Raw genomic sequence first — 12,295 nt, 5'->3', positions numbered from 1 at the left:
ATGGCAACGCTTGAAATCCACGACCTGCACGTCTCCGTCGAGGCCGAGAACGGTCCGCGCGAGATCCTCAAGGGTGTCGACCTGACCATCAAGCAGGGCGAGACCCACGCCGTCATGGGCCCGAACGGCTCCGGCAAGTCGACCCTGGCGTACTCGCTGGCCGGCCACCCGAAGTACACGATCACCGGCGGCACCGTCACCCTCGACGGCGAGGACGTCCTGGAGATGTCGGTCGACGAGCGCGCCCGCGCCGGCGTCTTCCTGGCCATGCAGTACCCGGTCGAGGTCCCCGGCGTCTCGGTCTCCAACTTCCTGCGCACCTCCGCCACCGCCGTCCGCGGCGAGGCGCCGAAGCTGCGCCTGTGGGTGAAGGAGGTCAAGGAGGCCATGGAGAAGCTCCAGATGGACCCGGCCTTCGCCGAGCGCAACGTCAACGAGGGCTTCTCCGGCGGTGAGAAGAAGCGCCACGAGATCCTCCAGCTCGAGCTGCTCAAGCCGAAGATCGCCATCCTCGACGAGACCGACTCCGGCCTCGACGTCGACGCCCTGCGCATCGTCTCCGAGGGCGTCAACCGCGTCCGCGAGACCGGCGAGGTCGGCACCCTGCTGATCACGCACTACACGCGCATCCTGCGCTACATCAAGCCCGACTTCGTGCACGTCTTCGCGAACGGCCGCATCGTCGAGTCCGGCGGCGCCGAGCTCGCCGACCAGCTGGAGAACGAGGGCTACGACAAGTACGTGAAGGGTGGCGCATCCGCGTGACTTCCGCCCATCAGGGGCTGACCGGCCTCCTCGACACCGAGGCGATCCGCAAGGACTTCCCGCTCCTGGATCGCACGGTCCACGACGGCAAGAAGATCGTCTACCTGGACTCCGCGGCCACCTCGCAGAAGCCGCGCCAGGTCCTCGACGCGCTGAATGCCTACTACGAGCGGCACAACGCCAACGTCCACCGCGGCGTCTACACGGTCGCCGAGGAGGCCACCGCGCTGTACGAGGGCGCCCGCGACAAGGTCGCCGCCTTCATCAACGCGCCGAGCCGCGACGAGGTGATCTTCACCAAGAACGCCTCGGAGTCGCTCAACCTCGTGGCCAACATGCTGGGCTGGGCGGACGAGCCCTACCGCGTGGACCACGAGACCGAGATCGCCATCACGGAGATGGAGCACCACTCCAACATCGTGCCGTGGCAGCTGCTCGCGCAGCGCACGGGCGCGAAGCTGAAGTGGTTCGGCCTCACCGACGACGGGCGTCTCGACCTCTCGAACATCGAGGAGGTCATCACCGAGAAGACCAAGATCGTCTCCTTCACCCTGGTCTCGAACCTGCTCGGCACGTTCAACCCGGTCGAGACGATCATCCGCCGGGCCCAGGAGGTCGGTGCCCTCGTCTGCATCGACGCCTCCCAGGCCGCCCCGCACATGGTCCTCGACGTGCAGGCGCTGCAGGCCGACTTCGTCGCCTTCACCGGCCACAAGATGTGCGGCCCGACCGGCATCGGCGTGCTGTGGGGACGGCAGGAGCTCCTGGAGGACCTGCCGCCGTTCCTCGGTGGCGGCGAGATGATCGAGACCGTCTCGATGCACTCCTCCACCTACGCGCCGGCCCCGCACAAGTTCGAGGCGGGCACGCCCCCGATCGCCCAGGCCGTCGGCCTCGGCGCGGCCGTGGACTACCTCTCGGCGATCGGCATGGAGAACATCCAGCGCCACGAGCACGCGATCACCGAGTACGCCGTCCGCCGCCTCCAGGAGGTGCCGGACCTGCGGATCATCGGCCCCACGACGGCCGAGGACCGCGGCGCGGCGATCTCCTTCACGCTCGGGGACATCCACCCGCACGACGTGGGGCAGGTGCTGGACGAGCAGGGCATCGCGGTCCGGGTCGGCCACCACTGCGCGCGGCCGGTCTGCCTGCGGTACGGAATTCCGGCGACCACGCGAGCGTCGTTCTATCTGTACTCCACTCCGGCCGAGGTCGACGCCCTGGTCGCGGGCCTGGAGCACGTCCGTAACTTCTTCGGATAGGGCTGACCTGTGAAGCTGGATTCGATGTACCAGGACGTCATCCTGGACCACTACAAGCACCCGCACGGCCGGGGCTTGCGGGACGGCGACGCCGAGGTGCACCACGTCAACCCGACGTGCGGCGACGAGATCACGCTCCGCGTGAAGTACGACGGCGAGCGCATCGAGGACGTGTCGTACGAGGGCCAGGGCTGCTCCATCAGCCAGGCCTCGGCCTCCGTCCTCAACGAGCTGCTCGTCGGCAAGGACCTGGCCGAGGCGCAGAAGATCCAGGGCACCTTCCTGGAGCTGATGCAGTCCAAGGGCCAGATCGAGCCGGACGACGCGATGGAGGAGATCCTGGAGGACGCGGTCGCGTTCGCCGGTGTCTCGAAGTACCCGGCCCGGGTGAAGTGCGCCCTGCTCAGCTGGATGGCGTGGAAGGACGCGACGGCCCAGGCGCTGGGCTCCGACGCGGAGAGGAAGTCGGCATGACCGAGAACGCGACCGAGACCGAGAACGCCGAGGCCACGATCAAGCCGGCTTCGGAGGAAGAGATCCGCGAGGCGCTGTACGACGTCGTCGACCCCGAGCTGGGCATCGACGTCGTCAACCTCGGCCTGATCTACGGCATCCACATCGACGACTCCAATGTCGCGACGCTGGACATGACCCTGACGTCGGCGGCCTGTCCGCTGACCGACGTGATCGAGGACCAGGCGAAGGCCGCCACCGACGGCATCGTCAGCGAGCTGAAGATCAACTGGGTCTGGATGCCGCCGTGGGGCCCGGACAAGATCACCGACGACGGCCGCGAGCAGCTGCGCGCGCTCGGCTTCAACGTCTGATCCCCGGCGCCCGGGGCAACGGGCGACAGCACGCGAAGGGCCGCACCCCGCCGGGATGCGGCCCTTCGCGCTGCCCGGACGGGGCGCCGCTCAGCCGGCCTGCTGGGCCAGGGCCGGGGCCAGGTTCTCCTGGCGGATCCGCCGGTCGACGTAGACCAGGCCCATGACCAGCGGCTGGAAGGGCGCGATGAGCGCCTGGGTGACGACACCCGCGACCGAGAGGATCACCAGGACGCCGCCGAGGGCGCCCAGCACCTCGCCCGGGGTGACGTCGTCCCCGGGGTTGACCGTCAGCATCGGGAGGCCGGCCACGGCCTGGATCACCTGCTGGATCGCGAAGTTGACCATGCCGGCGATGACCCCGGCGACGACCATGAAGCCGAGGGTCCGCCACCAGGAGCCCTTGACCAGGGCCGAGGAGCGGCGCAGCGAGGCCACCGCGCCCTGCTGCTCGATGACCGCGACGGTCGGCGCCAGGCAGAACTTGACCTGCAGCCACAGGGCGAACGGCGCCGTCGCCAGCAGGGCCAGGACGAGCAGTCCGGCGACGACGGCCAGTCCCTGCCCGTCGTCGAGGCTGCCGTTGTCACTGGCCGCGACGGCCGCGACGATCGCCGCCACCAGGAAGCCGAAGCCGGCCAGGGCGAGCACCATCGGGACCAGGACGGCGAGGAAGGCGAGGAAGACCGAGCCGATCACGGCGCCGAGCCGCGACCAGGCGCGCTGCCAGGCCTCGCCGAAGGAGATCCGGCGCCCGAGGACGGCCTCCTGGAGCACGGCGGGGACGGCCGCGGACACCAGCCCGCTGGCGACCACCGCCGCGGCCACGGCGATCAGCCAGACGATGCCGAAGGCGACGAACAGGGGCGCCGGGTCCGAGAAGTCGGGGGTCTGCCCCTCGGGGGTGTCGAAGATCCGGGTCAGCGTGTCGCCGGCGACGGCCCAGCCGGCCAGGAGCGCGCCGCCCACGGCGGCGGCGAAGCCGGCGTAGGCGATCAGGGCCACGCCGAGCAGCGGGCGCCAGTAGCGTCCGTAGGTGGTGAAGGCGCCGGTGAGGATCTCGCTGAAGCCCAGCGGCGCCAGGGGTATCACGCCCGGCTTCGGCGGCGGAGGCGGAGGGGGATAGCCGTATCCGTACGGCCCCGAGGGGTATGTCATGCGCACACCGTAGCGGGCGAGGATGTGTACGGGCGTACACAGGGCCGCGTACCATCGCTCCCATGGGATACGGACTGCTCGCGGGGGCCATAGCGGCCGAGATAGCCGCCACCACCTCCATGAAGTACAGCGAGGGCTTCACCCGGCTCGGTCCGTCACTGGTCACCGGCGCCGGCTACCTCCTCGCCTTCGCCCTGCTCGCCCGTGCCCTCAAGACCCTGGAGGTGGGCACCGCCTACGCCATCTGGTCCGGCGTCGGCACCGCCGCCGTCGCGGGCATCGGCGCCCTCTTCCTCGGCGAGTCCATGAACCCCGCCAAGATCACCGGCCTGGTCCTCATCATCGCCGGGGTCGCCGTGCTCAACCTCGGCGGAGCCCACTGATGACCCGCCCCCGGCGGCACGACCCGGACCGGCGCGAACGGATCGTCGACGCCGCCCTCCGGGTCGTCGCAAGGGCCGGGATCGCCGGACTGAGCCATCGCACCGCGGCCGCCGAGGCCGACGTGCCGCTCGGCTCCACCACGTACCACTTCGCCTCCCTCGACGAACTCCTCGTCGCCGCCCTGCGCCGGGTCAACGGCACCTTCGGGGCGCGGCTGCGGCAGGGCCCCGAGATCGCCGCGCCCGACCTGGCCGCCGGGCTCGCCGCGCTCCTGGGGGAGTGGCTGGCCGCCGACCGCACCGGCGTGGAGCTGGAGTACGAGCTCTACCTCGCCGCCCTGCGCCGGCCCGCCCTGCGCCCCGTCGCCGCCGAGTGGACCGAGGAGGTCGTCACCGCCCTCGCCCCGCGCACCGGACCCGGCACCGCCCGCGCCCTGCTCGCCCTCATGGACGGCATCAGCCTCCAGGTGCTGCTGACCGGCGCCCCGTACGACGCGGAGCACGCCCGCGAGATGCTGGCCAGGGTCCTGAACGGCGGGCCGGACGGGTCGGGCGGGTCGGGCGGGTCGGGCGGACTGAAGGAAGGCCCGAACGGTCCCGGCCCGGGCTCGTCGGAAGCGACGGACGGACGGCCCGGCACCTGAGACCGGTTGGCCCGCGCGGGGCCCGGACCGTTAGGTTTTCCGTCATGACCACTGCTCCTCGCTCCACCGGCGCCGTCGCCGCCGGCCTCGCCACCATCGCCGCCGACGGCACCGTTCTCGACACCTGGTTCCCCGCCCCCGAGCTGACCGACGCCCCCGGCCCGGCCGGCACCGAGCGCCTCGACGCCGACGCGGCCGTGAACGCACTCGGCGCGGGCGCCGCCAAGGCCCTCGGCGTCGACGCCCGCCGCGGGGTCGAGGTGGTCGCCGTGCGCACCGTCATCGCCTCCCTCGACGACAAGCCGCTCGACGCCCACGACACCTACCTGCGCCTCCACCTGCTGAGCCACCGCCTGGTGAAGCCGCACGGCGTGAGCCTGGACGGCATGTTCGGCCACCTCGCCAACGTCGCCTGGACCTCGCTCGGCCCGGTCGCCGTCGACGACATCGAGAAGGTGCGGCTCAACGCCCGCGCCGAGGGCCTGCACCTCCAGGTCACCTCGATCGACAAGTTCCCCCGCATGACCGACTACGTCGTGCCCGCCGGCGTCCGCATCGCCGACGCCGACCGGGTCCGCCTCGGCGCCCACCTGGCCGCCGGCACCACCGTCATGCACGAGGGCTTCGTCAACTTCAACGCCGGCACGCTGGGCACCTCCATGGTCGAGGGCCGCATCTCCGCCGGCGTCGTCGTCGGCGACGGCTCCGACATCGGCGGCGGCGCCTCCACCATGGGCACCCTCTCCGGCGGCGGCAACGTCGTCATCTCCATCGGCGAGCGCTGCCTCATCGGCGCCGAGGCGGGCGTGGGCATCGCCCTCGGCGACGAGTGCGTCGTCGAGGCCGGCCTCTACGTCACCGCCGGCACCCGGGTCACCATGCCCGACGGCCAGATCGTCAAGGCCCGCGAGCTCTCCGGCGCCTCGAACATCCTCTTCCGCCGCAACTCGGTCACCGGCGCCGTCGAGGCCCGCCCGAACAACGCGGTCTGGGGCGGCCTGAACGAGATCCTGCACAGCCACAACTGACCCCGCGCGCCCGCCGAACGGCCCGCCGCCCCGGAAGGGGACGGCGGGCCGTTCCGCGTCCCGCGGACTTGAGGGGTCGTCAGGTCGCCGGGAGGGCGGTCAGGCGCCGCGCCCGGGGGCGTGCCGGGCGCCGGTCCGCTTCCGGCGGCTGCTTCTCGGGGCCGCAGCCCCACGCGCCCGCGCCCGGGGACGTACCGGGCGCCGGTCCGCTTCCGCCGCATGCCCGCGAGCCGCGGCATTCCCCTTGCGCGCAGGTCGCTGTCCCGTGTGGCGCGGCACCGGTTCCGTCCCACCGCCACGCTGGATGGCGCCGGGCTCAGAGGGCGAGCTTGAAGCCGTCGTGGCTGCGGGCGAAGCCCAGCGAGGCGTAGAAACGGTGGGCGTCCGTCCGGGACTTGTTGCTGGTCAGCTGGACCAGACCGCAGCCGCGGGCGCGGGCCCGGGCGATCGCGCCGTCCATCAGGGCCCGGCCGAGCCCGCCGCCGCGCCGGTCGGCCCGGATCCGGACCGCCTCGATCAGGGCCCGCTCGGCGCCGCCTTTGCCGAGTCCCGGGATGTACGTGGCCTGGAGGCAGCCGAGGACGGTGCCGCCCTCGGCCTCGTCGTCGACGAGCACCAGCACCTCGTTGCGCGCGTCGGCCTCGATGTCCGCGAACGCCCGCTCGTGGGCGGGGCTCACGGTCACCGAGGCCGGGTCGGTCACCCGCTCCTCGTCGGCGAGGAGCGCGAGGACGGCGGGAAGCTCGGCACGGGTGGCGGGACGCAGGATCACGCCCGGCAGTCTCGCACACCCGTGCCCTTCGTGATCACGGGCGGAAGCGCAGCACCTGCGGGTCGTGGTCGCTGTTCTGGTCCGCGAACTCGGCGTTGATGTGCACGCTGTCGTACTCGAAGTGGTGCACGCCGGGGCTGGTCAGGATCTGGTCGAGGACCTGGCTGTTGCCCTGGTAGACGTACGAGTAGCGCTCGCTCTCCGGCAGCGAGGTGACCGCCGGGAACAGCGCGCCGCCGTCGGTCAGGGCCTGCGTGGTGCCCGAGAACTCGAAGTCGTTGATGTCGCCGAGCACGAGCACGTCCGCCTGCTTGTCGAGGGCGACGACGTCCTTGACGAAGGCGTTGACGGCCTGGGCCTGGAGCAGCCGCTTGGCCTCGGAGGAACGGTTCGGCGGCTGGTGGTGCGAGACGATCGACTCGTCGCCGCCCTTCGAGCCGAAGTGGTTCGCGACGACGATGACCGTCCGGCCGCGGAAGCGGAACTCGCCCGCGAGCGGCTTGCGGCTGTTCTCCCACGCCGTGTTCGCCGGGTCGATCCGGCCGGGGGAGAGGGTCAGGTGCGCGTCGCCCTTGGTGCCGGTGACGGCCGTCGCGGTGGTCGCGTCGCCGCCCGCGCGGTCCACGAAGGTGACCCGCTCGGGGTTGAAGAGGAAGACCTGACGGATGTTGCCGCCGGGCTCGCCGCCGTCCTTGCCGTTCTGCGGGTCGATCGAGCGCCACTCGTAGGCCGGCCCGCCGGCCGCCGTGATCGCGGCCGTGAACTTCTTCAGCGTCTCGCCGGCCGTGACCGTGCCGTCGTTCTTGGCGCCGTTGTCGTCCTGGATCTCCTCCAGGGCCACGATGTCGGGGGAGGCCAGGTTCTCCACGACCGCCTTGGCGAGCGCGTCGAACTTCTCCTGCGGGTCGCTCGGGTCGAGGTTCTCCACGTTGTACGTGGCGACCGCGAGCTCGTTCTTGTGCTGCCGCTCCGTCACCTCGTGCTCCAGGCCGAGGTCCACGTGCTCGCCCAGCGTGTTCGCGACCAGGGTGTAGCCGCCGTACTGGTTGAAGTCCAGCGGGCCCTCGGTGGCGCCCACCAGCCAGTCGCCCACGTTCGCCTTGGGGAACGGCTGCTGGGAGATCGGGGCCAGCTGCTGGATCTGGAGCCGGCCGGTGTTCTGGGAGTCGTACGAGCCGTAGACCGTGCCGCCGCGCACGTTGGCGTTCTCGGCCGGCTTCACCGTCACCCACAGCTCGGAGTACGGGTCGGTCGCGCCGACCACCCGCGAGGAGCCGATCCGGACGTTGGTGCCCTCCAGGGACTCGTAGTAGTCCAGGGCGTAGGTCTCCGGGTCCAGGAGCAGCCCGTTGATCGAGCCGCCGGCCGCCGGGTCGCCCTCGGGGGCGTACGCGTCCGGCACGGAGCCGGCGTCGATGGTGACCGGGGCCGGGACCGGGTTGCCCTTGGACAGGACGGTGACGGCCGGCTTGGACAGCTGCGTCAGCGACTGGTTGCCCGAGTTCAGGCCGCCCGGCACGTACTCGGTCACGGTGCCGTTGACGCTCACCGCGTCGCCCACCGCCACGGTCGGCACCGAGCTGGTGAAGACGAAGAGGCCCTCGCTGGTGGCCGGGTTGTCGTCGGCCTGCGGGTCCTGGATCCAGAAGCCGCGCGAGCCGTAGGTGCGCACACCGGTGACGACGCCGGTCACGCCGGTGACCTGCTTGCCGACCAGCGGCGAGACCCGGGTGGTGCCCTGGATGTCGTGGATCCGGACGGCGGCCGCGGCGGCGGCGCCGGCCGCCGTGGCGTCCTCGGCGGAGGCGGTGGCGCCGGTCACAAGCCCGGCGGCCAGGGCGGCGGACACGACGGCGGCGACGGCGGCCGATCTCGGTATGGAGGAAGACATCAAGGCGCTCCGTGAGGGTTTGGACGAACGATCGAACGATCTACGCGCGTCAATTTCGTTGCACAGCCACCCCCTTGTCAAGGGTCGACGGGTGTACGAAGGCTGACGGCCCCGTGAACCGCCGGACGGCCTCCCGAATGCGTCTACGCTGAAGCCGCCCGAAGCGGGCACACCGTACGCACCCGCACCCCGTCCCCCGTCGAGGAGAACACCCCAGATGGCATCCGACCGCCCGACCTTCCCACCCGTTCGGCTGCGCACGGACGCGGAACTCGCGCGGGACGCCCTGGCCGCCCCCCTCCTCACCCGCGCCGTCCGGCTCGCCCGCTGGGCCGGACCGGACACCCGGGTGGGCGCCGGCGGCGAGCTGGTCGACGAGCAACTGCCCGCCGCCGCCGAAGTGCTCGGCCTGGCCGACGACGAGGACGGCGAGGCGTACGCGAGCGAGGCCTGGCGGGTCGCCGTCGACACCGGGCTCGTCGAGGTCGAGGACCCGGCGGACGAGCCGGCGGACGACGCGGACGGCGCCGGCGCGGACGGCGCGGACGGCGCGGACGGCCCGGACGGCGCCGGTGGGGACGAGGAGGAGACCGGCACCGCCCGGCCCGGCGCGAACCTGGCGCTGCTCACCGGCGGTTCGCCCCAGGACGTGCTGTCCCTCTGGCTCGACGGCCTGGAGACCGTCTTCGCCGACGCCACCGCGCCCTACGTGGAGGACCTGGAGGCCCTGGTCGGCGAGGACGGCACCATCGACTTCGAGGCCCTCGACTGGGACCCCGAGGGCGAGGCGGACTTCCTGGAGGGCGTCCTCGGCAACCTCTACCTGCTGACCGTCAGCGAGGCCGGCCCCGGCGAGGCCCCGGTGCCGCTGCCCGCGCTCGCCGCCTCGATGGTCGTCCCCGCCGACATGGGCGAGCCCACCGACGACGTCCTGGAGCAGGTCTCCGACGCGATGATGCGGCTCGACGAGCAGTTCCGGATCCTGGAGCCGATCGGACTCGTCGCGTACGAGCCGGTCGACGAGGCCCTGATGGTGGAGGTGGGCGCCGAGGGCGGCACGCCGGAGGGCGGCGGCTCCGAGGTGCCCTTCGACGAGGAGGACGTCAGCCGCTACGGCATGGTCCGGCTCACCCCGCTCGGCCTGTACGGGGTGCGCGCCCGCATGCTGGAGGCCGGACTCGTCGTGCCCGTCGTCGGCGAACTCGCCGACAAGGGCGCCGAGGTCCTCCTCGACGGCATCGCCCACTACCCGCAGGAGGCAGCCCGGGCCGAGACCGAGGGCTGGCTCGCCGGCCGCGAGGCACCGGCCGCCGCGCGCGAACTCCTCGCCGCCGCCCGCGGCACCGACCCCGGCGCCCCGCTGCGCCGCCTCCACGCCCAGCAGGCCCTCTCCCTCGTCGGGCCCGAGGCCGAGCCGGCCGTCCGCGAGGTGCTCGACGACCGCGAGCTCGGGGGCCTCGCCCGGGTCTGGCTCGCCGAGCGCGGCGCGGCCGGGGTCCCGGCGCCGCCGGAGGCGATGATCTTCTGGCTCGCCGTCGACACGATCGCGGCCCACCTCGACGCGGAGGGCGACCCCGAGGAACTCCAGGGCCTGATCCAGGGCCTGACCGCCGGCCACAGCGGCTTCTTCGAGGCCGCCTGGCGCGTCGACCACCCGGCGACCGCCGACGTCCTGGAGGCGATGGGCCGCCTCCACCCGGACAAGTCCTCGGCGAAGGAGGCCCGAAAGGCGGCGTTCAAGGCCCGCTCGCGGGGCTGAGGCCCGGGGCGGGGTGTGCGGTACGGCACGTGAGCGGAGCCGGGTTCCCGGGGCGCGCGGCCGGCGTGCGGTGCGGGGCCCCGGGGCGCCCTGGCCGTGTACGGCGCCCGGGGCTCCCGCGCCGTGCCGCATCCGGCCCGATCCGGCCGGGCTCGCGCCCGCCCGAAGCCCGGCCCGAACCAGGCAGGTTCCGGCCCGGCCGGCTCCCGGCCCGCACCACTGACCCGGCCCGACGCGCCCGGCTCGGCCCGGGCCGCCCCTGGTCTGCCGGGGCCGGCTCCGCCTTCACCCGGGCCCGCACGGGGTCGGCTCCGTCTTCACCCGGGCCCGCACGGGCCCGCACCGGGTCGGCTCCGGGCCCGCGGCCCGACGCGCCCCACGCGCCCGGCTCGGGCCGCACCTTGTCGGCCGGGGCCGGCTCCGTCTTCACCCGGGCCGGCATCGCCTTCACCCGGCCCGCACCAGGCCAGCTCCGGGCCCGCGGCCCGACCCCGGCCGGCGCCCGACCCCCGGCCGGGGCCCGCCTCGGCCCGTGCCCGGCCACGCCCAGGTCCAACCGCCCCCGGCCCGGCCCGCGGTCCACCCCCCGGCCCGGCCCGCGGTCCACCCCCCGGCCCGGCCCGCGGTCCGACCCCCGGCCGGCGCCCGACCCCGGCCGGCGCCCGCCCGGACCCGCCTTGGCCCGGCCCGTGGCCGGCCACGCCCAGGTCCAACCGCCCCCGGCCCGGCCCGCGGTCCGACCCCCGGCCGGCGCCCGACCCCGGCCGGGGCCCGCCTCGGCCCGTGCCCGGCCACGCCCAGGTCCAACCGTCCCCGGCCCCCGCCCCCCAGCCGTCACTCCGCCGTCCACGGGCGGAGCTTGTCCGGGTTGCGGACCGCCCAGATGTGGGTGATCCGGTCGGCCTCGACGTCGAAGGCGTACACCGCCGCCGCGGTGCCCTCGTACGCGACGACGAGGCCGGGGCGGCCGTTGACCGTGCGTTCGAGGAGGGTCAGGGCGCCGGCCGCGCGGGTGGCCAGGTCGGTGAGGTAGTGGGCGATTCCCTCGCCGCCGTGGATTGGGTGGAGCGCGGCGGGGACCACGCCGCCGCCGTCCGCCGTCAGCGTCGCGTCGGGGGAGAGGAGGCCGACGAGGGCGTCGATGTCCCGCGCGTCCCAGGCCTGGCGGAACCGGCGGACGAGCTCCGCCCGGTGGGGTGCCGGGGCCTCGGGAGGCAACGCGTCGCGGACCCGGCGCCGGGCCGCCGAGGCCAGCTCGCGGCAGGCCGCCGGGGTGCGGCCGGTGATCCCGGCGATCTCGGCGAACGGGTAGCCGAAGACGTCGTGCAGGATGAGCGCCACGCGCTGGGCCGGCGTCATGGAGTCGAGGACGACGAGGAACGCCATGCTCACCGACTCGTCGAGGGTGACCCGGTCGGCCGGGTCCGCGCAGCGGGCCGCGTCCCCCGCCGGGCGCCCGCTGATCCAGTCGGTCCGCCCCGGCAGCGGCTCGGGGATCCACTCGCCCACGTAGCGCTCGCGCCGTACCCGCGCCGATCCGAGCAGGTCGAGACAGACCCGGGTGGCGACCGTCGTCAGCCAGGCACCGGGGGACTCCACGGCGTCCTGCTGCCGCCGCGACAGGGCGTACCAGCGGGTGTACGTCTCCTGGACCGCGTCCTCGGCCTCGGCGAGGGAGCCGAGCAGCCGGTAGGCGAGCCCGACCAGCCGCCGGCGCTCGCCGATGATCGCGGCCAGGTCCGCGTCGGGCCCGTCGTGCGGTGACGTCATGCGCTCGGTCATGGTTCTCGTGGCTCCCCTGAT

At 73.5% G+C, this 12,295-nt stretch carries 12 protein-coding genes; 8 read left to right on the top strand and 4 right to left on the bottom strand.

Features of this window, described 5'->3' with window-relative positions; translation table 11 throughout:
* Genes sufC through ACIGW2_RS16975 form a run of 4 tightly spaced genes read left to right on the top strand, consistent with a single transcriptional unit; the run spans position 1 to position 2,857 of the window.
* The gene (gene sufC / locus ACIGW2_RS16990; protein WP_265866087.1) at positions 1-765 is read left to right on the top strand and encodes a Fe-S cluster assembly ATPase SufC; all 765 of its coding nucleotides are present in this window, start codon (positions 1-3) and stop codon (positions 763-765) included.
* The gene (locus tag ACIGW2_RS16985) at positions 762-2,030 is read left to right on the top strand and encodes a cysteine desulfurase (RefSeq protein WP_361588614.1); all 1,269 of its coding nucleotides are present in this window, start codon (positions 762-764) and stop codon (positions 2,028-2,030) included. Before sufC ends, ACIGW2_RS16985 begins: the two co-directional genes overlap by 4 nt.
* 9 nt (positions 2,031-2,039) lie before the next feature.
* Positions 2,040-2,504, top strand: a complete 465-nt coding sequence (sufU, locus tag ACIGW2_RS16980) for a Fe-S cluster assembly sulfur transfer protein SufU (protein ID WP_361588612.1) — start codon at positions 2,040-2,042, stop codon at positions 2,502-2,504.
* On the top strand, positions 2,501-2,857 hold the full coding sequence (locus ACIGW2_RS16975; RefSeq protein ID WP_356062616.1) for a metal-sulfur cluster assembly factor: 357 nt from the start codon (positions 2,501-2,503) through the stop codon (positions 2,855-2,857). Before sufU ends, ACIGW2_RS16975 begins: the two co-directional genes overlap by 4 nt.
* A 90-nt stretch (positions 2,858-2,947) precedes the next feature.
* Here the strand turns inward: ACIGW2_RS16975 and ACIGW2_RS16970 are convergent, their stop codons facing one another.
* Positions 2,948-4,015, bottom strand: coding sequence for an oxidoreductase (locus ACIGW2_RS16970; RefSeq protein ID WP_391655270.1), 1,068 nt, complete (start codon positions 4,013-4,015; stop codon positions 2,948-2,950).
* 62 nt (positions 4,016-4,077) lie between these two features.
* Here ACIGW2_RS16970 and ACIGW2_RS16965 point away from each other — a divergent pair, with 62 nt between their 5' ends.
* The 3 genes from ACIGW2_RS16965 to dapD are packed head-to-tail and all read left to right on the top strand — an operon-like array spanning position 4,078 to position 6,070.
* Positions 4,078-4,398 carry a DMT family transporter gene (locus ACIGW2_RS16965; RefSeq protein WP_391655271.1) on the top strand — a complete coding sequence of 107 codons (321 nt, stop codon included), beginning with the start codon at positions 4,078-4,080 and terminating at the stop codon, positions 4,396-4,398.
* Positions 4,398-5,042: a TetR/AcrR family transcriptional regulator gene (locus tag ACIGW2_RS16960; RefSeq protein ID WP_399844255.1), complete on the top strand. Its 645-nt coding sequence runs from the start codon at positions 4,398-4,400 to the stop codon at positions 5,040-5,042. The genes ACIGW2_RS16965 and ACIGW2_RS16960 overlap by 1 nt, the downstream gene beginning before the upstream one ends.
* 44 nt (positions 5,043-5,086) lie before the next feature.
* The gene (dapD, locus tag ACIGW2_RS16955; protein ID WP_356062628.1) at positions 5,087-6,070 is read left to right on the top strand and encodes a 2,3,4,5-tetrahydropyridine-2,6-dicarboxylate N-succinyltransferase; all 984 of its coding nucleotides are present in this window, start codon (positions 5,087-5,089) and stop codon (positions 6,068-6,070) included.
* A 316-nt stretch (positions 6,071-6,386) separates the two neighbouring features.
* Here dapD and ACIGW2_RS16950 read toward each other — a convergent pair whose 3' ends face one another.
* Positions 6,387-6,842, bottom strand: a complete 456-nt coding sequence (locus ACIGW2_RS16950; RefSeq protein ID WP_361588603.1) for a GNAT family N-acetyltransferase — start codon at positions 6,840-6,842, stop codon at positions 6,387-6,389.
* 34 nt (positions 6,843-6,876) lie between these two features.
* The gene (locus ACIGW2_RS16945; protein WP_391655272.1) at positions 6,877-8,733 is read right to left on the bottom strand and encodes an endonuclease/exonuclease/phosphatase family protein; all 1,857 of its coding nucleotides are present in this window, start codon (positions 8,731-8,733) and stop codon (positions 6,877-6,879) included.
* A gap of 217 nt (positions 8,734-8,950) precedes the next feature.
* Here ACIGW2_RS16945 and ACIGW2_RS16940 point away from each other — a divergent pair, with 217 nt between their 5' ends.
* Positions 8,951-10,492 carry a hypothetical protein gene (locus ACIGW2_RS16940; protein WP_399844252.1) on the top strand — a complete coding sequence of 514 codons (1,542 nt, stop codon included), beginning with the start codon at positions 8,951-8,953 and terminating at the stop codon, positions 10,490-10,492.
* Between the two features lie 834 nt (positions 10,493-11,326).
* Here the strand turns inward: ACIGW2_RS16940 and sigJ are convergent.
* A complete protein-coding gene (gene sigJ / locus ACIGW2_RS16935) occupies positions 11,327-12,274 on the bottom strand; it encodes an RNA polymerase sigma factor SigJ (protein WP_391655274.1) in 948 nt (315 codons plus the stop codon).
* Between the last annotated feature and the right edge of the window lie 21 nt (positions 12,275-12,295).

The organism is Streptomyces sp. NPDC053541 (assembly GCF_044544705.1).
Lineage (GTDB): Bacteria > Actinomycetota > Actinomycetes > Streptomycetales > Streptomycetaceae > Streptomyces.
Note: the sequence above shows the minus strand (reverse complement) of the source record. Positions and strands in the feature narration are given on the sequence as shown.

Coding starts and splice junctions, on each gene's coding strand:
- ACIGW2_RS16965 (WP_391655271.1), top strand. CDS start 4,078: ATGGGATACGGACTGCTCGCGGGGGCCATAGCGGCCGAGATAGCCGCC.
- sigJ (WP_391655274.1), bottom strand. CDS start 12,274: ATGACCGAGCGCATGACGTCACCGCACGACGGGCCCGACGCGGACCTG.
- ACIGW2_RS16940 (WP_399844252.1), top strand. CDS start 8,951: ATGGCATCCGACCGCCCGACCTTCCCACCCGTTCGGCTGCGCACGGAC.
- ACIGW2_RS16945 (WP_391655272.1), bottom strand. CDS start 8,733: ATGTCTTCCTCCATACCGAGATCGGCCGCCGTCGCCGCCGTCGTGTCC.
- ACIGW2_RS16960 (WP_399844255.1), top strand. CDS start 4,398: ATGACCCGCCCCCGGCGGCACGACCCGGACCGGCGCGAACGGATCGTC.
- dapD (WP_356062628.1), top strand. CDS start 5,087: ATGACCACTGCTCCTCGCTCCACCGGCGCCGTCGCCGCCGGCCTCGCC.
- ACIGW2_RS16975 (WP_356062616.1), top strand. CDS start 2,501: ATGACCGAGAACGCGACCGAGACCGAGAACGCCGAGGCCACGATCAAG.
- ACIGW2_RS16970 (WP_391655270.1), bottom strand. CDS start 4,015: ATGACATACCCCTCGGGGCCGTACGGATACGGCTATCCCCCTCCGCCT.
- sufC (WP_265866087.1), top strand. CDS start 1: ATGGCAACGCTTGAAATCCACGACCTGCACGTCTCCGTCGAGGCCGAG.